Source organism: Serratia sp. EC4 (assembly GCF_059652115.1).
In genome coordinates, this window is record NZ_JBNIDE010000010.1 from 85674 (window position 1) to 107593 (window position 21920).

General features: G+C 55.6%; 19 protein-coding genes and 1 tRNA gene. 17 read left to right on the forward strand and 3 right to left on the reverse strand.

Annotated features, from left to right (window positions below):
• Positions 1–22: 22 nt before the first annotated feature.
• Both ACP39K_RS21420 and trmB read right to left on the reverse strand, forming a co-directional pair.
• A complete protein-coding gene (locus tag ACP39K_RS21420) occupies positions 23–349 on the reverse strand; it encodes a YggL family protein (protein WP_004937412.1) in 327 nt (108 codons plus the stop codon).
• The gene (gene trmB, locus ACP39K_RS21425) at positions 349–1068 is read right to left on the reverse strand and encodes a tRNA (guanosine(46)-N7)-methyltransferase TrmB (RefSeq protein WP_016930097.1); all 720 of its coding nucleotides are present in this window, start codon (positions 1066–1068) and stop codon (positions 349–351) included. Before trmB ends, ACP39K_RS21420 begins: the two co-directional genes overlap by 1 nt.
• A gap of 177 nt (positions 1069–1245) precedes the next feature.
• Between trmB and mutY the strand changes: the two genes are divergently transcribed.
• From mutY to mltC, 3 genes are all read left to right on the forward strand, one after another.
• Positions 1246–2346 carry an A/G-specific adenine glycosylase gene (gene mutY / locus ACP39K_RS21430; RefSeq protein ID WP_227944618.1) on the forward strand — a complete coding sequence of 367 codons (1101 nt, stop codon included), beginning with the start codon at positions 1246–1248 and terminating at the stop codon, positions 2344–2346.
• Positions 2343–2615 carry an oxidative damage protection protein gene (locus ACP39K_RS21435; protein WP_004937404.1) on the forward strand — a complete coding sequence of 91 codons (273 nt, stop codon included), beginning with the start codon at positions 2343–2345 and terminating at the stop codon, positions 2613–2615. The genes mutY and ACP39K_RS21435 overlap by 4 nt, the downstream gene beginning before the upstream one ends.
• A gap of 63 nt (positions 2616–2678) precedes the next feature.
• On the forward strand, positions 2679–3755 hold the full coding sequence (gene mltC / locus ACP39K_RS21440; RefSeq protein ID WP_004937402.1) for a membrane-bound lytic murein transglycosylase MltC: 1077 nt from the start codon (positions 2679–2681) through the stop codon (positions 3753–3755).
• A gap of 48 nt (positions 3756–3803) precedes the next feature.
• Here mltC and speF read toward each other — a convergent pair whose 3' ends face one another.
• The gene (gene speF / locus ACP39K_RS21445) at positions 3804–5969 is read right to left on the reverse strand and encodes an ornithine decarboxylase SpeF (protein ID WP_234214306.1); all 2166 of its coding nucleotides are present in this window, start codon (positions 5967–5969) and stop codon (positions 3804–3806) included.
• Positions 5970–6674: 705 nt separating this feature from the next.
• Here speF and ACP39K_RS21450 point away from each other — a divergent pair.
• From ACP39K_RS21450 to ACP39K_RS21515, 14 genes are all read left to right on the forward strand, one after another.
• Positions 6675–6750 (forward strand) — tRNA-Phe (locus ACP39K_RS21450).
• A gap of 456 nt (positions 6751–7206) precedes the next feature.
• The gene (locus tag ACP39K_RS21455) at positions 7207–7689 is read left to right on the forward strand and encodes an Hcp family type VI secretion system effector (protein ID WP_004937362.1); all 483 of its coding nucleotides are present in this window, start codon (positions 7207–7209) and stop codon (positions 7687–7689) included.
• A gap of 47 nt (positions 7690–7736) precedes the next feature.
• Positions 7737–8219: an Hcp family type VI secretion system effector gene (locus ACP39K_RS21460; RefSeq protein WP_025304261.1), complete on the forward strand. Its 483-nt coding sequence runs from the start codon at positions 7737–7739 to the stop codon at positions 8217–8219.
• A gap of 36 nt (positions 8220–8255) precedes the next feature.
• Entirely contained in the window at positions 8256–9116 is an 861-nt protein-coding gene (locus tag ACP39K_RS21465; RefSeq protein WP_228009761.1) for a hypothetical protein, read from the forward strand.
• 928 nt (positions 9117–10044) lie between these two features.
• Positions 10045–11340 carry a lysine N(6)-hydroxylase/L-ornithine N(5)-oxygenase family protein gene (locus ACP39K_RS21470; RefSeq protein WP_033639387.1) on the forward strand — a complete coding sequence of 432 codons (1296 nt, stop codon included), beginning with the start codon at positions 10045–10047 and terminating at the stop codon, positions 11338–11340.
• A gap of 50 nt (positions 11341–11390) precedes the next feature.
• Positions 11391–12275, forward strand: a complete 885-nt coding sequence (locus ACP39K_RS21475) for an ATP-grasp fold amidoligase family protein (RefSeq protein WP_448175383.1) — start codon at positions 11391–11393, stop codon at positions 12273–12275.
• Positions 12276–12915: 640 nt separating this feature from the next.
• A complete protein-coding gene (locus ACP39K_RS21480) occupies positions 12916–13830 on the forward strand; it encodes an alpha/beta hydrolase (RefSeq protein WP_497008820.1) in 915 nt (304 codons plus the stop codon).
• 427 nt (positions 13831–14257) lie between these two features.
• Entirely contained in the window at positions 14258–14668 is a 411-nt protein-coding gene (locus ACP39K_RS21485; protein ID WP_016930107.1) for a GNAT family N-acetyltransferase, read from the forward strand.
• A 27-nt stretch (positions 14669–14695) separates the two neighbouring features.
• Entirely contained in the window at positions 14696–15385 is a 690-nt protein-coding gene (locus ACP39K_RS21490) for a helix-turn-helix transcriptional regulator (protein WP_004937346.1), read from the forward strand.
• A 20-nt stretch (positions 15386–15405) separates the two neighbouring features.
• Positions 15406–16707, forward strand: coding sequence for a cytosine permease (locus ACP39K_RS21495; protein ID WP_497008821.1), 1302 nt, complete (start codon positions 15406–15408; stop codon positions 16705–16707).
• Positions 16708–17238: 531 nt separating this feature from the next.
• Positions 17239–17853 carry a helix-turn-helix domain-containing protein gene (locus ACP39K_RS21500; protein WP_004937341.1) on the forward strand — a complete coding sequence of 205 codons (615 nt, stop codon included), beginning with the start codon at positions 17239–17241 and terminating at the stop codon, positions 17851–17853.
• Entirely contained in the window at positions 17854–18750 is an 897-nt protein-coding gene (locus ACP39K_RS21505; RefSeq protein WP_004937338.1) for a queuosine precursor transporter, read from the forward strand. It begins immediately after the preceding gene.
• Positions 18728–19567, forward strand: a complete 840-nt coding sequence (gene queF, locus ACP39K_RS21510; protein ID WP_028127598.1) for an NADPH-dependent 7-cyano-7-deazaguanine reductase QueF — start codon at positions 18728–18730, stop codon at positions 19565–19567. Before ACP39K_RS21505 ends, queF begins: the two co-directional genes overlap by 23 nt.
• Before the next feature lie 123 nt (positions 19568–19690).
• On the forward strand, positions 19691–21838 hold the full coding sequence (locus ACP39K_RS21515; protein ID WP_497008822.1) for a phosphocholine-specific phospholipase C: 2148 nt from the start codon (positions 19691–19693) through the stop codon (positions 21836–21838).
• Positions 21839–21920 lie beyond the last annotated feature (82 nt).

The following is a 21920-nucleotide window of genomic DNA, read 5'->3' on the forward strand; positions in this document are numbered from 1 at the left end:
CGCGCTCATCGGGCAGCCGCGATCAATCCCACCAGATATCGAACAGATCGCTGACCTTAACGTCGGTCAGTTTGCGCGCTTCCAGCCAGTTTTTCACCAGTTCGCGATGCTCGTCGGTGCAGTGGCCGATCTTCTGCAGGCAGATCAGACCTTCCCACTGCAGGTAGCCGCTGCCGTCAAACGCCAGGCCGTTCGGCTCGATCACTTCATCGATGAAGGTATCCAGCGTGCTGTCGATGTCTTCCACCGACGTGCCTTCGGCGAAGCGCCAGGCTACGGAGAAACCCAGCTCCTGAAATTCTTCAATGTGCAACTTTTTACGTAAACGACGACTGCGGTTCTTAGCCATTATTCTTTCCTCTCAAACATCAAGTCCCAAACGCCATGTCCCAGGCGCTGGCCGCGTAATTCAAATTTCGTCAATGGGCGCGAATCCGGACGCGGCACATAATCATTATCGCTGGAAAGATTACGGTAGCCTGCGACCCCGTTCATAACCTCTAACATATGTTCCGCATAAGGTTGCCAATCGGTGGCCATGTGGAAGACCCCGCCGGTCTTCAGCTTGCGCAGCACCAGTTCGACAAACGGCGTTTGCACGATGCGGCGCTTATTGTGGCGCGCCTTGTGCCACGGATCGGGGAAGAACAGCTGCACCATGTCCAGCGAGCCGTCCGGGATCATGTTTTCCAGCACTTCAACCGCATCGTGGCACATCACGCGCAGGTTGCTCAGCTTCGCCTCGTGGGCGTCGGCCAGGCAGGCGCCCACGCCCGGCGAGTGCACTTCGATCCCTAAAAAGTTCTGCTGCGGATTATTGCCCGCCATGGTCACCAGCGAGGCGCCCATGCCAAAACCGATCTCCAGCACCGTCGGCGCTTCGCGGCCGAACAGCGCGGCGAGATCGACAGCCTCAGCCTGATACTCCACGCCCATCACCGGCCAATAGTTCTCCAGCGCGTGCTGCTGGCCTTTAGTCAGCCGCCCCTGGCGGCGGACAAAACTGCGGATACGGCGCATCGCGCGGCCGTTCTCATCAAATTCCGGGGAGATGACGTCATTAATCATAGTGCTTTCTGTCTGTTTGGCTGCCAATTAGGGAAACGCGCATTATGCAAAGATACATTGGTTTAGCAAGTGTTCATCTTCTGTACCCGCCGTGCGGCGTCGGAAAGTTCCGGTTTACAGCACCATGACTCTATGCTGCAATCTCGCTTCATTTTCTGCCGGATAACGACGCTGCTCATGATGCAAGCACAACAATTCGCACAGGTGGTGCTTGACTGGTATCAGCGCTACGGCCGCAAAACCCTGCCGTGGCAGCTGGAAAAAACCGCCTATCAAGTATGGCTCTCCGAGGTGATGTTGCAACAGACCCAGGTTGCCACCGTCATTCCTTATTTTCAGCGCTTTATGGCCCGTTTTCCCAACGTGCGCGCGCTGGCGGAAGCCCCGCTGGACGAAGTGCTGCATCTGTGGACCGGCCTCGGCTATTACGCCCGCGCCCGCAATCTGCACAAAGCGGCGCAGACCATTGTCGCACAGCACGGCGGCGAGTTCCCGACAACCTTCGCAGAAATCGCCGATTTACCGGGCGTCGGCCGTTCCACCGCCGGCGCGGTGCTGTCGTTAGCGCTGGGCCAACACTATCCGATCCTCGACGGCAACGTGAAGCGCGTGCTGGCCCGCTGCTACGCGGTGGAAGGCTGGCCGGGCAAAAAAGAAGTCGAAAACCGGCTGTGGAAAATCAGCGAAGAGGTTACCCCGGCGCAGGGCGTCGGTCAGTTCAACCAGGCGATGATGGATCTGGGCGCCATGGTCTGCACTCGTTCCAAACCCAAGTGTGAACTCTGCCCGCTCAACGTCGGCTGTCTGTCTTACGCCAATCACAGCTGGGCCAACTACCCCGGCAAGAAACCCAAACAGACCCTGCCGGAAAAAACCGCCTACTTCTTATTGCTGCAGCACGGCGACCGCGTGTGGCTGGAACAGCGCCCGGCGGTGGGTCTGTGGGGCGGCCTGTTCTGCTTCCCGCAGTTCAGCGCGCGCGTGGATTTGGAACTCTGGCTGCAGCAGCGCGGTCTGAAAGGCAAGCGCCTGGAACAGCTGACCGCGTTTCGCCACACGTTCAGCCATTTCCATCTCGATATCGTGCCGATGTGGCTGTCGCTCGACGTGGCGGGCAGCGGCATGGATGAGGGCGCGGGTCTCTGGTATAACTTAGCGCAGCCGCCGTCGGTCGGGCTGGCAGCGCCGGTGGATCGCCTGTTGCAACAGCTGGCGAAGCAGCCCCCGATCCAACAAAACTTATATGGCGATAGCGCCATCGACGAGGAATTAGCATGAGCCGCACCATTTTTTGTACTTTCCTGCAGCGCGACGCCGAAGGCCAGGACTTTCAGCTTTATCCCGGCGACGTCGGCAAGCGCATCTACAACGAGATCTCCAAGGAAGCCTGGGGCGAGTGGATGAAGAAGCAGACCATGCTGATCAATGAGAAGAAGCTGAACATGATGAACGTGGATGACCGCAAACTGCTGGAAGAGGAAATGATCAAGTTCCTGTTCGAAGGGCACGACGTGCACATCGAAGGCTATACGCCGCCAAGCGAATAACGTTGTTGGGGCCAGGCGCTGGCCCGCTTCAATCCTCTTATACTTCTTCCAAACGGCTTTAAGATGAAGAAAATTTTAGCTTTGCTCGTAATAGCGCCTTTGCTGATCTCCTGTTCCGGCAAAAAAAGTGAAGAAATCAACGAAGCCTGGATCAAAGACACCAACGGCTTCGACATTCTGATGGGGCAATTCGCTCACAACATCGAGAACATCTGGGGTCTGAACGAAGTTCTGATCGCCGGGCCGAAAGACTACGTCAAATATACCGACCAATACCAAACCCGCAGCCACATCAACTTCGACACCGGCGCCATCACCATCGAGACCATCGCCACCACCGATCCGGCCGCGCACCTGCGCCAGGCGATCATCAGCACGCTGCTGATGGGTGACGATCCGGGCTCCATCGATCTCTATTCCGACGCCAACGATATCCAGATCAGCAAAGAGCCGTTCCTGTACGGCCAGGTGCTGGATAACAAAGGCGCGCCGATCCGCTGGGAATGGCGCGCGGCGCACTTCGCCGATTACCTGCTGCAGACCAAGCTGCAAAAACGCACCTCCGGTCTGCACGTCATCTACTCGGTCACCATCCAGCTGGTGCCGAACCACCTGGACAAACGTGCGCACAAATATCTGCCGATGGTGCGCAAGGCGTCGGAAAAATACGGCGTGGACGAATCGCTGATCCTGGCAATCATGCAGACCGAATCGAGCTTCAACCCTTATGCGGTGAGCGGTTCGGATGCGCTGGGCCTGATGCAGGTGGTGCAGCACACCGCCGGTAAGGATGTGTTCCAGATGCGCGGCAAATGGGGCACCCCGAGCCGCAGCTACCTGTTCGATCCGGAGAACAACATCGACACCGGCACCGCCTACCTGGCGATCCTGCAAAACAACTACCTGGGCGGCATTCAGAACCCGACCTCGCGCCGCTATGCGGTGATCACCGCCTACAACGGCGGCGCCGGCAGCGTGCTGCGGGTGTTCTCCAGCGACAGGACGCGCGCGGTGGGCATCATCAACGGCATGCAGCCGGGCGACGTGTACCAAACGCTGACCACCAAGCACCCGGCCGCCGAGTCGCGCCGCTATCTGGTGAAAGTGAATACCGCGCAGAAGAGCTACCGCAGGAAGTAGCGCTTCCCGCGTGGATGGAAGAAGGGCCGGTGCGAACCGGCCCTTTTTCTATGGCTTGATCATATAGCCGAAGATGCGCTTCCAGCCGTGATCTTTTTTCTCGATGTAGACCCCCTGCAGCTCCGGCGAGAAGCCCGGCAGGCGGTTGATGCCCTCCTCCAGCGCCAGGAAGTAGCGCTGCACCGCGCCACCCCACACTTCGCCCGGCACCACGCACAGCACGCCCGGCGGGTACGGCAGGGCCCCCTCCGCCGCAATGCGCCCTTCCGCCTGGCCGATCGGCACCAGCTCGACGTTGTCGCGGATAAACTCCACGTTGGCGTCCTGCGGGTTCATCACCACCGGCGGGAAATGATCCTGTCGGAACATCTCCTTTTGCAGCTGCTTGACGTCAAAGCTGACGTACAGATCGTGCATCTCCTGACACAGCCGGCGAATGCTGTAGCCGCGGTAACGCTGCTCGTTCTTGCGGTACACCGTCGGCAGCACCACGCTCAGCGGCGCATCCTCTTCGACATAACGTTCGAACTGCGCCAGCATCTCCACCAGTTGTTCCATCTTGGCCGGGTTCTCCGCCGGGGTCAGCAGGAACAGGATCGAGTTGAGATCGCACTTCTCCGGCACGATGCCGTTCTCGCGCAGGAAGTTGGCCAGAATGGTGGCCGGCACGCCGAACTCGGTGTATTGGCCGGTCGAAGCGTCGATGCCCGGCGTGGTCAGCAGCAGCTTGCACGGATCCACCAGATACTGGTCCTGGGCATAGCCTTCAAAGCCGTGCCACGTCTCCCCCGGCACGAAGGTGAAGAAGCGCGCGTCGTTGGCGATCAGATCGGTATCGTAATCCTGCCAGTCTTTGCCCGCCACCTGCAGCGGAATAAACGGCTTCAGCTGCGAGCAGCGCGTGAGCAGCTGTTTGCGCGTCTCGATGCCCAGCTTGACGCAGTCCATCCACATGCGGCGCCCGGCGGCGCCGGCGTGCATCTTGGCGTTGACGTCCAGCGCGGCGAACAGCGGATAGAACGGGCTGGTCGACGCATGCAGCATGAATGCGTTGTTCAGGTGCTTGTGGTTGCAGTGGCGCTTTTGCCCTTTGATGTGGTCGTCTTTCTTGTGGATCTGCGAGGTCTGCGAGAACCCCGCCTGCTGTTTATGCACCGACTGGGTGACGAAGATGCCCGGATCGTGCTCGTCCAGCTCCAGCAGCAGCGGCGAGCACTCTTTCAGCATCGGAATAAAGCCTTCGTAGCCCACCCAGGCGGAGTCGAACAGGATGTAGTCGCACAGGTGGCCGATGGTGTCGATCACCTGGCGAGCGTTGTAAATCGTGCCGTCGTAAGTGCCGAGCTGAATGATCGCCAGCCGGAACGGCCGCGCCGCCGCGGCTTTCTCCGGCGCCACCTCGCGGATCTGCTCGCGCAGATAGCGTTCGTCGAAGCAGTGCGCATCGATGCCGCCGATAAAGCCGAACGGGTTGCGGGCGGTTTCCAGATAGATCGGCGTGGCGCCGGCCTGGATCAGCGCCCCGTGGTGGTTGGATTTGTGGTTGTTGCGATCGAACAGTACCAGATCGCCGCGGGTCAGCAGCGCGTTGGTCACCACCTTGTTGGCCGCCGAGGTGCCGTTGAGCACGAAGTAGGTTTTATCGGCGTTGAACACCCGCGCCGCGTGCTTTTGCGCATCCTTGGCCGAGCCTTCGTGGATCAGCAGATCGCCCAACTTGACGTCGGCGTTGCACATATCGGAACGGAACAGGGTCTCGCCGTAGAAATCAAAAAACTGCCGGCCGGCCGGGTGTTTGCGGAAGAACTCGCCGCCCTGATGCCCTGGGCAGGCGAAGGTCGAGTTTTCCATCTCGACGTAGGTCTTCAGCGTTTTGAAGAACGGCGGCAGCAGCGCCTGCTCATAGGCGTCGGCGGCGGCCTCCAGCTGCGCCATGTAGAACGGCTTGCTGGCGCCGGCCAGCAGCGCGAAAACCCCACTGACAAACGGCAGATAGTCCGGCGAGAGATGCTCGTCCCCTTCCACCGCCACGAAGGTCGGAATGTCGAACCCCGTCGCCTGCAAACGCGCCAGAATGCCGGCGTTCACGTCGGCGACCGACACCACCACCGCCGCTACGTCGGTGTAGTCCGTCTGCTCTACGCGCACGATCTGGCGCAGCGTCTCAATGGTGGCGACCAGGCTGGCGCTGGTCGCGATTTTCAATTCTTTCATCATGCTGACTCTCAAACGGTGAAGGATGAGGGTGTGCCACCGGCACGGTAATGAGATAACGCGGTTATCCCGGTAAAAGCGATACCCGGGCACGGCAGCATAAGCGGCGTGCGTGACCGGCTCATGATCGGGGATCATCAGGCGGCTATCGGGGGAACTGGTCTTGGCAGCGTCCGACAGGCATCAGTAAAATCAGGGCCGCAGCGCTGGCTTTACGCATGCCTAACAGCGAGCGTCAGGCGGCCTTACCGCATGGCCGGCAGGCGTATTCGGGCGGATGACGTGCGGAGGAAACAACGGCGGAACGGTGGCGGCGTCAGATGTCTGGTGCGCAGCAGCGCTTGAGCAACAAAACCAGTCATGCCAATAACCCTCTGGCTTATAAGAAGCGGGAACACCGTTAGCGAACGGAGAGTGCTAAAATTTGCGCAATGATTGCATGATTCGTTGCGGGGTTCAAGCGAGAATCGTCTTGATTGAACGCCCGTTGACCAAGACATAATCCATTGTTATTTAATTGAAAAATAATAAATAGCGCGTTTTTGAGTGGTATAAATACACGTTTTATATGCATATTTATTGAATGAGGACATCCCCCCGTCTCCCGCCCCTCCGGGCTCGCTGCCTGAAAATAGAGCAACCGATCGGCTTTGTGACAGAAAGCGATTGACGCCATCCGGCCAATACGGTTTAATGCGCCCCGTTGCCCGGATAGCTCAGTCGGTAGAGCAGGGGATTGAAAATCCCCGTGTCCTTGGTTCGATTCCGAGTCCGGGCACCATATTTAGAGAACCCAGCCTATGGCTGGGTTTTTGCTTTTCAGGGACTGGACTCTCCATCGAACTACGTTCGATTATTCGGTCTGAAGACCTCACCCTGCGGGCCAGCGCTGAAGCGCCACCGCATCATCCGATGGATGTGCAATTTCGCATTACAGGTGCACTTTCTCGAAAGGCCCGCCCCCCAATCCCCGCCCCCCAAGCGTCAAACGAGCGCACGCCTATTCTCCGTTTATCGAGTGTTTTTTATTGTCATTCAGTGATGGAATATAACCACGAACCTATAACGGTATCACTTTGTTAAATCACAACATATTGGATTAAAACTAGGAACATTCCGAATAAAAACAACATTGCTGTTAATTCATTCATATAAGGCTATGCTGAATTTTACCCATTGATAAGACATTTTTAACCTATTCCGCCACCAACGCGAAATAATGGAGAATCCGACGACAATGGCAATTGATATGTATATGAAAGTTGAAGGAATGACGGGCGAGTCCCAAGACAGCAATCATAAAGGATGGACCGACGTACTTTCGTTTAACTGGGGTGCTTCACAGCCAGGAAATATGGCTGTCGGCGGTGGGGGCGGTTCCGGGAAAGTGAATTACCAAGACCTCCGTATTCAAGCGCTTATCGACAAATCTACGCCCGCCATTCTTAAATATTGTTCCAGTGGAAAACATGTCGCGAAAATCGAGCTTTCCGTCTGCAAAGCGGGCGGCAACCAGGTGGAATATTCCAAAATCGTTCTCGAAGACGTGCTGGTGACGCAAACCGATTTTAACGGTGTCGGTCAAAATGATGCGATCCTGGTTGATTACGCCTTCCAGGCGTCAAAAGTCACCATGAGTTACTGGGAACAAGGCAGCAGCGGCACTAAAGGCGCGGAAAGCAAATCTGGTTGGGATATCAAGCAGAATAAAGAGAGCTAAGCGCATTCGGGCACCTAACAATACGTTAATGATCGGGTGATAAAATCATGGCAATGGATATGTTTTTAAAAGTTGAAGGCATTAATGGCGAATCGAAAAATGCGAATCACAAGCAATGGATCGATGTCTTTTCCTTTAACTGGGGCGCGCGGCAGCCTGGCAATATGGCCGTTGGCGGCGGCGGCGGTGCGGGTAAAGTGAATTTTCGCGATCTGACCGTACAGGCTCTGATAGATAAAGCGACACCTGCCTTATTGAAATACTGTTCGGCCGGTAAACACCTCGCCAAAGTGCAGTTGTCGCTTTGCAAAGCCGGTGGGCAGGAAGTGGAATATACCCGTATTACCCTGGAAGATGTATTAGTGACTCATACTGACTTCATCGGTGTCGAGCACGGTTCCACGCTAGGCATTGAATACTCTTTTCAGGCCGGTAAAGTATCGATGGAATATTGGGAGCAAGCGAAGCAAGGCAATAAAGGAGCTTCGGTGCAGATGGGCTGGGATATTAAGCAAAATAAAGAAAGCTAATCACATTACGGTGCATATCGTAATGGCGGGGGGATTATGGCATTTCCTAAGTCACATGAAATTTTAGCTCTGACATCGCAACACGAATCGAATAATCGGGTGTCAGCCAACTTTTTGACCCGTGAGATTTTAAATGAGGCCCTGATCCTCGTCAGGTCTCTGTCACCAGAAGAAGTCTTTCGATTAACAAAAACGGAGACCGGACAGATCGCGTTTACGCTGGGTGAACTCAAAGATGAAAACAACCGCCGGCTGACAGCCAATAATATTGAGTCAGGACAACGACCAGGCGGAAGAATTAATCACCTGGATAACCGCATTAATGTCTCTTTTCCCGGAACCTCATGGCAAATGGGGGCACGTGTTCAGCATTTTGAGAATATCGCATCGAGCACCGTCGGCGGAGCCGGACTGGTTTTGATCGCGGGATTATGGACGGGGGCCGGTTCTGGCGTTGGCAGCATTTTAGGCAGAAATGCCGCCCAACTCGCGGTAGTGACTGGCACTTATTTGGGTAAACGCTTCGTGACCAATAAAACCATGGTCGTGAATCAGATGGCGGCGCATATCAAAAACCTTGCCGATATGTTTAACTCCACCCACAACGCCTTTAATGATTTCAAGTTCGAAAGCGCAGCCAAACGCGCACAATACAGTCCCGATCCTCAGGCAGAGCACCCTATTACTTTTGAACAGAAAGTCACGGATAACAATGCAGTTCCTGCTAATCATACCGCTGCCATTCAGGCTATCGTGCGCCGTTTTGTGACGGGAACCTACCAACGTGTCGATATCGTCGGCCAGGGCGATATGTTTATAAAAGTCTTTTTCAGCGATGGGGAACTGGACATTTCGCAAGCCCAGTATGACTACCTCAGCAATTTGAAGCTCCCGTGATTGATCAACCTGGCAGGTCTTCACGGTTTTAGCGCAACGGTTGTCATTCTGTCCAGCGCGCAAAAATGCCCCGAGCTGACCAAAAGATTTTTATTGTCGGTAAGAATGGTCAATGATGATGACAAGGCAGATTGCCGGATCGGACGCGATCGTTGCGCCAGCGTGGCCAGGTTTTTTCACACTCGGCTCGAGCAAGCGTCCTCTCCGGCCACCCTTTGTCCGGCATTAATTAAACGAATCCTGACCCCGGTAGTTAACGCGAACCATCCGCGCCCATTAGGGTGATGCAACTCGGGGTAAAATATTGCCCTTCGGGGGGCAACAAGAGGAGATAAAGGTACAGAAGCGTGCGTATCACCTCAGTGAAAGAGTGTGATACTCTGCCGCAAAAAACAAAATAACATGTTGAATTAAATGATAAAAACCACCTCGCAACGCACAAATTTCATAATTTCACTTCCGATTTCATCTTTGCAAAAAGCATCCTGCCTCTAATATCACGTTATTTCACCTTCCTCGCGCCTATTTTAAGGCTATTCTAAGCAACGAATACACCGATCCCGGCAATGCAATGGCATATACACCAGAAAAGCAGATAAGAACTCATACGGTGGACATCCTCCCTGGTAGCCGTTTTCATGGCTTGATGAATCAGGCGGCATCGGATTTTTACTTAGGAATATTCATTAAATACACGCGCAAACCTTCATAGGGATTTTCATGGAAAGAAATACGCCTGTAGCCTTTACCTGATGCGCTACCGAATTCTCAACGGGCATTTAAAAATGCGGCATTTTGGCCCGTACACCTTTTAATTACATTTAATTCGTGAAGCTTACTTATAAGAAAAAGGCAGCCTGGTTGCTATAAGCCACCCTATCTGCAGCCGTATTTCTGGGTATTATTCTCATTATACTGGAGCTTATTAATGAATCAGCGTTTGGATATCATCGGTATTGGCCTTGGCCCATCGAATCTTAGCCTGGCAGCCTTAGGAAGTGAAATAGAGGGATTTACGGGACAATTCCTTGAACGCAAGCCTCACTTCTCCTGGCACCCAGGGATGATCCTGGCGGATTGCAGTATGCAGACCAACTTCTTAAAAGATTTAGTGAGTGCGGTTGCCCCAACCAATCGCTACAGCTTTCTCAACTATCTGGTGAAAAACAGAAAATTTTATCGTTTCCTGACGACGGAGCAGCGCACCGCATCGCGCGAAGAGTTCGCCGATTACCTTACCTGGGCCGCCGCCGGGATGGGATCATTGGCATTCAATCAAGACGTTCAGCGGGTCGAATTTGACGATCGGCAGCGCCAGTTCGTGGTGACCACCTCGAATAAGGTCTTCCACGCCAAACACGTCAGCATAGGTATAGGCAAGAAAATAAAGTTGCCGGATTGCGTGACGACGCAAAGCGATCGCTGTTTCCACGCCAGCGAAATGATGCTGCGCAACCCCGATCTGACCGGGAAACGCGTGGCGATCGTCGGCGGCGGCCAGAGCGGCGCAGATCTGTTCCTGAATATTTTTAAAGGGGAATGGGGGCAGCCGGAGCAGCTCGACTGGATATCGCGCCGCAACAACTACAATGCGCTCGATGAGGCTGCTTTTGCCAACGAATACTTCACGCCCGATTACGTCGAGAGCTTTTACTCACTGGACAGCGCGGCCAAGCGGCATATGCTGGCCGAACAGAAGATGACCTCAGATGGCATCACCAGTGAGTCGCTGCTGGCGATTTATCGCGCCATGTACCACCGCTTCGACGTCCTGCGCGAGAAATTATGGGTGCGCCTGCTGCCCAGCCGTTCGCTGACGGCCGTGAAACACACGCTGGACAACGCCTACCAGCTCGAAACGCGTCATCATCTCGATCACGGCCAGGAAACCTTCAAGGCGGACGTGGTGATCTTTGCCACCGGTTATCAATCGGCGACGCCTGAGTTCCTTGAGCCTTTGGCCCACCGGTTGTTGAAGACTGCGGACGGCGAATACCGCATAGCCCCTGACTTTACCTTTGAGTGGGAAGGCCCAGCGGAGAACTGCTTATTTGCGATGAACGCCAGTATGCATAATCACGGCATTGCCGATCCTCAGCTGAGCCTGATGGCCTGGCGATCGGCCCGCATTCTTAATCGGGCGTTAGACCACAAGCCATTTGATCTGGGAACAACGCCGACAGCCATTCAATGGCGCAGTGAAAGCGTGCCGCCCGCGTTTTAAATACAAGAACGTCTTAATCATTGTCATTATGCTTTGATGGAATTACGTATATGAAGAGACAATTCAAGAAGTTTATTCTGAATCAGCTGGCCGTATTAGCCCCCGAATTCAAGGCCAGATTGATATACAAAAGGGCATTTGGCAAACCGCTGAATTTACAGTCCCCCTCAACCTGGAATGAAAAAATAAATCATCTTAAGTTGAATAACTACAGTAATAACGCATTAGTGACTCAATGTGCAGATAAATATGCGGTGAGAGAGTACATCAAAGAAAAGGGATGTGAAGAGATTCTTAATGAGTTGTATTTTTCCTGTGATTCAGTGCAGGAAATACCGTGGGAAACGCTGCCTGATAAATTTGTCATCAAGGGAAACCACGGTTCAGGGTATAATTTAATTTGCCAAAATAAGCAATCATTGAACATTAAAAGCGCCTCTCATCTGATTGATGGGTGGATGAAAGACGATTACTGGAAAACCTATGTAGAACTCAACTACAAAGGGATACAAAAAAAGATCATTGGGGAAAAATATATCGAATCGGCCAATGGTCACGGGCCTGAAGACTATAAAATCTATTGTTTCCGCGGTGTGCCTTACTGCACCTTACTGTGCGTCGGCAGGGATACCGGGACGCCAAAATATTACTTCTTCGACAAAGAGTTCAAGTTCCTTTGCTATAGCGAGGACTGTCTGGCATTGAGCCAGGAGGAGATAAACGCTTTCGTGAAACCTGAGGGATACGATGAACTGTTTGAGTACGCCACTCGCTTGTCGGCGCCCTTTGAGTTTGTTCGCGTTGATTTCTACATCTCGCAAGGCCAAATCATTTTTGGCGAGCTGACTTTTACCCCCTCCGCCGGGTTGGATACGGATATTTTGCCGCCGACCGATATTTTGCTTGGCAAGATGCTGACGCTGCAACAGCACTGATTTTCACCGGACGCCCGCAGAGAAGATCGTGCGGCGCAGTATCCAGCGCGAGGAGGAATACCGGCCGACATGTTCGCAGCCTGCCGGCCGGTATTGCCCTGAGGGTTATCGGGCCAATGACCTCGCTTGTTCATGCCGCCGTTACAGAAAAGCCCCGCCACCCATCCCTGATAGCCCGCAGCCGACCCAAGAGCAATGCCTCAGCCGGACCACATAACCATTTGAAAAATAATGGCATTAAATAATCAATAAGAATCACTTACATATTTATAATAAAATGTTCTATATGTATAGGAAGCTATAATATAAGATACCGGAAAGTTTCCCTGGTGTTGTTGTGTGTCTTTGCCCTATTTTATAGGGCTTTTTTTGCTAAAAATCGTTGATAACCGTGTAGTTCCCCCTCCCTTCGCCATTCCTCTCACCATAAAAATCATAACCATTTCTAATTAATTGCAATCTCTCTTATTCCTGACTTACCAATAATAACAATGAGTTGCTATTAACCCGGCAAAGCAACTGGCGACCCTCTTCCGGGTTTTGGCCGCCATTCGCGGCCGGAATGTCCGCCCTAAAGCTAGGTTTTTGCCGGGCGCGAACGGATGCTACTATCGGCCTTTTTCCGAAGGTGTTAACCCGCATGTTTTTGTCCAACCGGCATTTTATCTCTGCGCTTCTGGCGCTCGCCATCGGCCTTTGGCTGCCGGGCTCCGTGCTGGCCAGGCCCGATTTGGAACGCAAGATCGGCGCTACCGTAGCCGATAGCGATTCTGCGGATTACCGTTTCAGCGACCTGCGCTTCACCTCCGCCGATGGCCGACGGCATTATCGCGTTCGCATCGCCCAACCGCATCGGGCGCCTGAGCCGGACGGCTATCCAACGATTTATTTCCTTGACGGCAACGCGGTGCTGATGGAGTTAAACGCCGCCTTACTGGCCAAATTGGCAGCGGCGAAGCGGCCGCCGGTGCTGGTCATGATCGGCTATGACAACGATCTGCGCATCGATGCCGCCGGCCGTGCCTACGACTATACGCTCCCTCTGCCGGCAGTCATGAAGACACCACCACGGTCCGGCGGGGGCGCGGATGCGTTCCTGCAATTGATTGAAACTCGGATCAAACCGGCGATCGCCGCCAGACTGGCGGTCGATCCGCAGCGGCAGACGCTGTGGGGGCACTCTTACGGCGGGCTCTTCGTTCTGCACACGTTGTTTACCCATCCCGCCGCCTTTCAGCGCTATATCGCCGTGGAACCCTCGCTGTGGTGGGGCAATGGCATGATCCTGCAAGAAGCGCAGCAGATGACGGAACGGCGCGCGGCGCCGGCGGTAAGGCTGCAACTGTGGGTTGGCTTGGCGGAACGCGATCGCGCGGCCCCGCCCGGCGTGAAGAGCCCCGCTCTGCCGGCGGACGCAACGCATTTGCTGGCCGAACAGCTGGCGCAGCTCGACGGTTTCACCGTTGGCTATCGGGAATGGCCCACCTTAGGGCACGGCGCCATGCTGGGCGCGACCATCGAGCCGGCGCTGGACAGCGTCATCGCAGAAGACTGAATCCGCGGCTCAGAAGGTATCGGCCACATTTTCATCTGCGGCGCATATCTTCTGATAAGAAGAGTGTTTAATATCTGAGACAGAGAACAGTGGCCGCGGGCGAGCGCGTCAAAAAACAAAGTGGCTCCCCCGTCGGCAAGTGAGCTTGCTCTATCCGGTGGAGCCATACAGTACTGCAGTTTTCCCGGTGGGGCCCTGGTGAGGCGCAAGTAGGAAAAGATGGTGTAAGCAGGGCATTTCAGCGTTTTAATACCGCCTGTTTCACTATTTTCTTCTCCCTGTGGCGCCTATCATAAGCGCCCGCTCACCAGGTGGAAAAGGGTGAAAACCACCCTTGAAATACATTAACGAAAGTGATATTAGAAGCGGTTGGGGCGAAAGCGCCTAGTTCAGTTTTGAATAATTAAATCAGGGAATTATATTAAAAATGAATATTAATATCACCGACAAACCCAATCCGCAGGATGAAGAGTTCGTTATCGACAGCCTTTGGGCGCACAATCATAAAACCCAGCCCGTAGACATTCACCCGCTGTTCCTGACCGTTACCGACGACAGCCAGCAGATCGTCGGCGGCCTGGTCGCGCGCACCTGGTGGGGCGGCCTGGAAGTGCAGTATCTGTGGGTTGGCGATCAATGCCGCAAAAGCGGGTACGGCCGCCAATTGATGGAGTTGGCCGAAGAAGAAGCCCGCAAGCGCGGTTGCCATATGGCCTATGTCGATACCTTCGATTTCCAGGCCAGAGGCTTCTACGAAAAACTGGGCTACCGGGTCTACGGCGAACTGGGCGACTATGCGCATCGCCACACCCGCCATTATCTGGCTAAAAGCCTGTAACGCGGCCTGAGCGGCACAGAGGTGGGTATGGGTTCATCGCATAAAAATAATGAATCTTATTTTAAGGGCCTCATCACCATGATGGAGCACCTGAGCGAACCCTGGGGCATCAAAGATCACCTGTCCCGCCACCTCTATATGAACCGCGCCGCTTATCTCTATACCAATACGCCGCTGAATTTCGACGTCGCCGGCAAATATGACCACGAGTTCCCCGCCGACTGGGCCGACTCCGCCGCCGACTTTATCGAACATGACAAGATGACCGAAGCGGCGCGCGATCGGGTCACGGTCATAGAAACGCACTACTGGTACGGCAAAGACAGCCTGACGCCGTTTATCAGCGAAAAGCTGCCGGTGTACAACGATGACAAACAGGTGATTGGCGTGATCTGGAACGCCAAACCGATGAACAGCCTGTCGCCGTTGAAGTACATCAATCAGCAAAAACCCAGCGTGTTGACCACCGAAGTCAATAACGAGCTGTTCACCCGTGCCGAACTCGATGTCATTTTCCTTATGCTGCAACGATTTACGGTGAAAGAGATCGCCAAAATCTATAATGTCAGCAATAAGACCATCGAAAACCGCATTTATAACATTTACCAGAAGGCCAACGTGCATACTCAGCAGCAATTTGAGGAATACTGCAAATACGCCAATCTGGATAACTACATTCCCGATCGCCTGATAACCAAAGGCATTCAGTTTATTTGAACCGCAAGGAAGATCTCACCGTGATAAAGATCGAAGATTATCCGCTCACCCGGGTGCCGCAAGATAAACGAGTTTCGTTTTTAAGCGTGGCCATCGTGCATATGGGCATGCTGACCGCGCTGGACCAGTTCATGCTCGGCGCCGTGCTCGGCAACTCCATGACGCTGATTGACGCCTTCACCGCCATTTTCGTCGGCAGCCTGATCTTCGGCGTGGTGACCTTCGGCCTGGGGCTGGCGGGCATGCGCGAAGGCATTTCCGGCAGCCTGCTGGCGCGCTGGTGCGGTTTCGGCCGTCTGGGTTCGGTGCTGATCGGCGTGGTGGTTGCCGTCAGTCTGCTGGGTTGGTTCGGCATTCAGAACGCCATTTTCGCCAAATCGCTCGACTTCGCGCTCGGCAATAAGCTGGGCTTTGGCCTGGCCGCCGGGCTCTCGGGCACGCTGTTGACCATCCTGGTGGCATTCGGCTTCAAGGCGCTGCGCATCGCCGCCCGTATCGCGGTGCCGATGTTCATCATGCTGGTGGCCTATATTTCGGTGACCGCGCTTTCCGGCCATAACCTGCAGGAGATCATCCAGCTGGCGCCGCCGGGTGAACCGCTGACCATCAGCGCCGGCATCACCATCGTCGTCGGCGGCGCCATCGTGGCCAGCCTGATGACCCCCGATCTGACCCGTTACTCCAAAAACGGCAAGCACGTGCTCGGCGTCACGCTCTTCACCATCATCGCCGGCGAGTTCGTGGTGAACGGCCTGGCGATCCTGATCGCCAAAACCCTGGGCACCGCGGATGTGGTCACCATCATGTCGCAAGCGGCCGGCGGCGCCGGTTTGCTGGTGGTGGTGTTCTCCACCCTGCGCGTCAACGATCTCAACCTGTACTCTTCTTCGCTGGGCATCGTCAACGCGGTGGAAGGCATCACCGGCAAGAAGCTGAAGTACACCTACACTACGCTGGTGATCGGTATTCTGGGCACCACGCTGTCGGTGCTGGGCATTCTTGACCGCTTTGTCGACTTCCTGACGGTGCTTGGCGTGGTCTTCCCGCCGATTATCGGCATCATGCTGGTGGACTATTATCTGCTGCGCAGCCATCGCAAGATCCTGGATGAGAGCCGCCTTACCGGCCAGTTGCCGAACGAAACGCCAACTATCGGCTGGGCGGCGATCGTCGCCAGCATCGCCGGCGGCGCCGTCGGCCTGGCGACCGAATGGGGCGTACCGACCATCAATTCCCTGGTCGCTGCCAGCCTGCTGTATTGGGTGCTTAAACTGGTCTTCAGCCGGGCGCAAAAACCGCTGGCATCACAGAAATCGCTCTGATTTTCGTGAACGCGGTAATGCACTCCTCCAGGTCTCGGGGGAGTGTTTGACGCTCGAAAAGGGGATTCAATGCAAAAGAAGGGGCCGATCGCGCAGACAAGCGGCCGTGGTGGTTAGGGTCCCTGGTGTCGGTAGCAAGCTATCCATTTATGCTCAGAGTGTGGCATTGCCCCCTCTGAGCTTTTTATTATAAAAACTGTCGGCTTCCGTATTTTGATCGTAAAGAAAAGCTTCAGCTTGCATGAACAGTAGCCCATGAAATCGGCTTTGGTCAACATAAAAGTAAACATAAAACCGGCTTTTGTGTTCACTTTTCCATAAGTAAAACCTAATCAATTGATTTGCACGGCTTTATCTTTCTCGCAGAGGAAGCAGGCTACCCCCGCTGACATCACTGCGCTAAACGGCTGACGATAAACAATAATTACCACTAATAATCAGTTCGTTACCCGCTCGTCCGCGCCTTTTTATCTGGACAACGCCAATGCGTAAGATATAGTGAAGCCTGCGTAATGTTTGTAAGGACAGCCAATGAAAACCACCAACGCACAGCGCAAAATCAACATCATTAAAAATATTGAATATCTGATGCGTACCCGCGGTGAAACCAAGGCTTCCTTTTCCAATCGCAGCGGCCTGACGCGCACTACCCTCTACAAAATTCTTGACGGAAGAGTGAACAACGTTCAGCAATCCACCGTGAATCGGATCTCCGATTTCTTCGGTGTCTCCTGTGAAGAGATCGAAGATTACGATCTGGAAAAGCTGGAGCTGCTTAACGAAACGCTGTCCACCGAAGGCAACAAGAACCCTTCCGCCATTCCGGTGATCCCGCAGTCGCGCTATCTGGCCGTCTCGCAGCGCAAGATCGGGCAACTGGTCACTGAGTTCCCTTTGACTTATTTCTTCGGCGATGAGTCGAACATGTTGGCAATGAAAATAGAGACCGAAATTAAAGGGTCATTTATTCCCGGCGAGGTCATCATCATCAAACGCCCGCCGGTACTGATTTGCGATTCGCCTTTGCTGTATCACTCGGGAAAAAGCGGCTTCTTTGTGGTTGACGACAAAGACAGCGAAAGCATGGACAAACGCCCTCAGGACACCGTGCAATTCCTGGGTTACATCGTTGGAGAAAGGTTATAAATGGAACCGAATCAGAAGTTCAAGCTGTTGGGCTTCACCCGGCATGGCACCATCGCGGCCAATGTCATGGTATTGGCCACCGGCAAAACCATCACCATGGGGCTGAATGAGCTGGCCGACAGCGAAATATCAGAAGATCTGAGCCGGCACGAGCTGCAGGCGCTGTACCGCAAACTCTATGGCGATAACCAACAAAAAACCGCCTACGAGCTCAGCGATCGCCACGAACGCTCCTGGTACGCCTATCTGATTATTACCGTGGCGCTCAGCGTGATTTATATTTTCTCAACGCTGTGCGGCGTCAAGCCGATCCAAATCCCGGTGCTGAATCTCATCACGCCGCCGGCGATCTTCATTTACCCGCTCACGTTCATTCTGGTGGACATCCTTAACGAATTCTATGGGTTGCGGTTGGCTCGGCGCACCATCATCATCTCGTTTATCGCCAACCTGACCTTCGTTCTGGGAGTCTGGGTGACAACGCTGGTGCCTAGCATTCCGCAGTGGGAGTACAGCGAGACCTACAACGGCATCGTGCACAGCATCATGGCGGTGCTGGTGGCCTCGTCGGCGGCCTATCTGATTTCCGAGAACGTCAATTCCTATCTGCTTTGCAAAATCAAAGAGTTGACCAACTCCCGTTACCTGTTTGTGCGCGTGATCACCAGTACCGTAGTGGCGTCGGCCATCGACAGCGTGGTGTTCTGTACGCTGGCGTTTTACAACGTGCTGAGCTGGGACATCATCAAGACCATGATCCTGTCGCAGTTCCTGATCAAGGTGGTTTACGCCCTGCTGGGCGTCGGGCCGATCTACGCCACCCGCAGTCTGTTTAACCGCTACATCAATACCGAACAAGCAAAGGGCAATGAATATGCATATCCAAAAGCAAGATAAGATCACCCATCTTGGCGCGAACTCCGATTATCCGGATCAATATGCTCCCGCATTGCTCGAAGCCTTGCCGCGCGCGCGCGGCCGCGATTTGATCGGCGTGGACGAGCGGCAACTGCCGTTCAGCGGCTTTGATCTCTGGACCGCCTTCGAGCTGTCCTGGCTCAACGCCAAGGGCAAGCCGGTGGTGGGCATCGGCGAATTTACCTTCCCGCATTCCTCGTCGAACCTGATCGAATCCAAGTCGTTCAAGCTGTATCTCAACAGTTTCAACCAAACGCGCTTCGACAGCGTGGAACAGGTGAGCGCCGCCATGCAAAAAGATCTGTCGCAGGCGGCCAACGGCCAGGTCACCGTCAAACTCTATCCTGGGCTGGAAGGTTACCCGGCGCAAATCGATCGCCTGCCGGGCATCAACATCGACGATCTGGATATCGCGATCGACGACTTCGCCTTCAAGCCGGAATACCTGAGCGGCGCGGCCGATCAAGGAGAACGCGTGGCGGAGACGCTGTCTTCCAATCTGCTGAAATCCAACTGCCTGGTCACTAACCAGCCGGACTGGGGCAGCGTGGTTATCCGCTATGAAGGCCGCCAAATCGATCGCGAAAGCCTGCTGCGCTACCTGATCTCCTTCCGCCAGCACAACGAATTCCACGAGCAGTGCGTCGAGCGCATTTTCAACGACATCAAGCAGAGCTGCCGCCCGGAAAAACTCAGCGTGTTCGCGCGTTACACCCGCCGCGGCGGCCTGGACATCAACCCCTTCCGCAGCGATTTCGAGACGGCGCCGGCGCTCGGCCGCCTGATCAGGCAGTAAGCGTTACCCCCCAATGCTCCCGCCAGGGAGCATTGTTTCCCTCGCTTTCATCTCCCTGTTATTTTTCGCCATTATCGTCGTCAGCGGCTATCTTCAAAGCACACTGACGGAGATTAACGACGCATGCCTGACCTTTCACGCAGAGATATCCTGCGGGCTGCCGCCATCGGATCGGCATTCTCGCTGTTGCCCGCCTCGATTCGCAAAGCGCTGGCCATTCCCGCCAACAACCGCACCGGCACCCTGCGCGACGTCGAACACGTGGTGATCCTGATGCAGGAAAACCGCTCTTTCGATCACTACTTCGGCACCCTGCCGGGCGTGCGCGGCTTCAGCGATCGCTTTACCATCCCACTGCCCGGCGATCGCCTCGTCTGGCAGCAACAGGGCGCCGAACGGCTGGTGCTGCCCTACCATCTGGACAGCAAACGCGGCAACGCCCAGCGCGTCACCGGCACGCCGCACTCATGGGTGGATGAGCAAGCCGCCTGGGATCACGGCCGCATGAGCGCCTGGCCCACCTACAAAACGCCGGCCTCGATGAGCTACTACCGTCAGCAAGAGCTGCCGTTCCAGTTCGCGCTGGCCAACGCTTTCACCCTGTGCGATGCCTATCACTGCTCCATCCACGCCGGCACCAACACCAACCGGCTGTTCCACTGGACCGGCACCAACGGCCCGTCCGCCGCCGACGTGGCGGTAGTGGTCAACGAATGGGACAGTCCCGGCCCGGCGGACATCGGCTACCAGTGGACAACCTATCCGGAACGGCTGGAGGCGAGCGGCGTCAGTTGGAAGGTGTATCAATTCCTGCCGGACAACTTTACCGACAACCCGCTGGCGGGTTTTCGCCAATACCGCGCCGCCAGCATTCAAGTGGGCAACCCGGCGCGGCCGTCGAAAGACTTCAACGCTTTCGTGCCTTATAGCGATGCGCTCAACGAGGCCGCACCGCTCTACAAAGGCAACGGCAACACCCTGCCGGCCGCCGACGGCAACGACCTGGACGCCATGCTGGCCGGATTCCGCGCCGACGTGCAGCAGGGCAAACTGCCGCAGGTCAGTTGGATCATCGCGCCGGCGGCCTATTCGGAACATCCCGATCCCTCCAGCCCGGTGCAGGGCGGCTGGTTCACCCAAGAGATCCTCAACGCGCTGACCGACAACCCGGAGGTGTGGAGTAAAACCGTCCTGCTGGTCAACTACGACGAAAACGACGGCTTTTTTGACCATATGCCTTCGCCTTCCGCGCCGTCGCTGCGCGAAGACGGCAGCTTCGCCGGTAAATCGACCGTACCGTTCGACACCGAGATCTTCCAGCACGTGGCGCCGCCCGGCTCGCAGGATCAACCGCCGCCGGACGGCCGCATCTACGGCCCCGGCCCGCGGGTCCCGATGCTGGTGCTGTCGCCTTGGAGCCGCGGCGGCTGGGTCAATTCACAGGTTTTCGATCACACCTCGGTGCTGCAATTTTTGGAAAAGCGCTTTCAGGTGCATGAACCCAACATCAGCGCCTGGCGCCGCGCGGTGTGCGGCGATCTCACTTCGGCGTTCAACTTTGTCGATCCTAACGGTGAAGCATTGCCGAGCCTGCCCGCCACCAGCCGCCACGCCGCCGACGGCCTGCGCCAGCGTCAGGAACAGCTGCCGCAGGTGCCGCTGCCGCCGCCCACCCACCAGCGTTTACCCCACCAACGCCGCCTGGCGCGCCCTTCCCGCGCTCTGCCCTACCAGCTGCACGTCGAGGCCAGCGTCGCGACCGAGCAACGCCGCGTGACGCTGAACCTGTTCAATACCGGCGAGCAGGGAGCGGTGTTTCACGTCTACGATCGGCGAGACCTGACGCAAATCCCGCGTCGCTATACCGTCGAGGCCGGCAAGGCGGTCAGCGACGACTGGCGGGCAGAAAATAAGTACCATCTGTGGCTGCTCGGCCCCAACGGCTTTCATCGTGAACTGCGCGGCGCCCTGAGCCGGCCGCAGCCTGAGGTGCGTTTGCGCCCGACGGGCCGCAACCTGCTGCTGCAGTTGAATAACCCGGGCACCGAAGCGATAGCGATCACCCTCGAACGCTGCCCTTACACGCAGCAAGGCCCGTGGCCTATCACGCTGCCTGCGGGCGGCAGCCACCAGCAAGCGTTTGACGCCCGCGCCAGCGGCGGTTGGTACGATATTACGCTGCAAAGCGCCGGGGGCTGGCTGCGTCGCCTGGCGGGGCGGCTGGAAGATGGCGAACACAGCGTCAGCGACCCGCTGATGGGCCATGAGTAACTATCGGCACTGTGGGAGTTCAAAAATCGAAAGGATATCGCTTATCATTGCGTTCTCGTTCTTCGCCGATTACCCAAGGATC

Bases quoted from the DNA above. Each gene is read 5' to 3' on its own strand.
- ACP39K_RS21470 (WP_033639387.1), top strand. From the start codon at position 10,045: ATGAATCAGCGTTTGGATATCATCGGTATTGGCCTTGGCCCATCGAAT.
- ACP39K_RS21515 (WP_497008822.1), top strand. From the start codon at position 19,691: ATGCCTGACCTTTCACGCAGAGATATCCTGCGGGCTGCCGCCATCGGA.
- ACP39K_RS21465 (WP_228009761.1), top strand. From the start codon at position 8,256: ATGGCATTTCCTAAGTCACATGAAATTTTAGCTCTGACATCGCAACAC.
- queF (WP_028127598.1), top strand. From the start codon at position 18,728: ATGCATATCCAAAAGCAAGATAAGATCACCCATCTTGGCGCGAACTCC.
- ACP39K_RS21500 (WP_004937341.1), top strand. From the start codon at position 17,239: ATGAAAACCACCAACGCACAGCGCAAAATCAACATCATTAAAAATATT.
- speF (WP_234214306.1), bottom strand. From the start codon at position 5,969: ATGAAAGAATTGAAAATCGCGACCAGCGCCAGCCTGGTCGCCACCATT.
- ACP39K_RS21475 (WP_448175383.1), top strand. From the start codon at position 11,391: ATGAAGAGACAATTCAAGAAGTTTATTCTGAATCAGCTGGCCGTATTA.
- ACP39K_RS21490 (WP_004937346.1), top strand. From the start codon at position 14,696: ATGGGTTCATCGCATAAAAATAATGAATCTTATTTTAAGGGCCTCATC.
- ACP39K_RS21480 (WP_497008820.1), top strand. From the start codon at position 12,916: ATGTTTTTGTCCAACCGGCATTTTATCTCTGCGCTTCTGGCGCTCGCC.
- ACP39K_RS21505 (WP_004937338.1), top strand. From the start codon at position 17,854: ATGGAACCGAATCAGAAGTTCAAGCTGTTGGGCTTCACCCGGCATGGC.
- ACP39K_RS21455 (WP_004937362.1), top strand. From the start codon at position 7,207: ATGGCAATTGATATGTATATGAAAGTTGAAGGAATGACGGGCGAGTCC.
- mutY (WP_227944618.1), top strand. From the start codon at position 1,246: ATGATGCAAGCACAACAATTCGCACAGGTGGTGCTTGACTGGTATCAG.
- ACP39K_RS21420 (WP_004937412.1), bottom strand. From the start codon at position 349: ATGGCTAAGAACCGCAGTCGTCGTTTACGTAAAAAGTTGCACATTGAA.
- ACP39K_RS21460 (WP_025304261.1), top strand. From the start codon at position 7,737: ATGGCAATGGATATGTTTTTAAAAGTTGAAGGCATTAATGGCGAATCG.
- ACP39K_RS21485 (WP_016930107.1), top strand. From the start codon at position 14,258: ATGAATATTAATATCACCGACAAACCCAATCCGCAGGATGAAGAGTTC.
- mltC (WP_004937402.1), top strand. From the start codon at position 2,679: ATGAAGAAAATTTTAGCTTTGCTCGTAATAGCGCCTTTGCTGATCTCC.
- ACP39K_RS21435 (WP_004937404.1), top strand. From the start codon at position 2,343: ATGAGCCGCACCATTTTTTGTACTTTCCTGCAGCGCGACGCCGAAGGC.
- trmB (WP_016930097.1), bottom strand. From the start codon at position 1,068: ATGATTAATGACGTCATCTCCCCGGAATTTGATGAGAACGGCCGCGCG.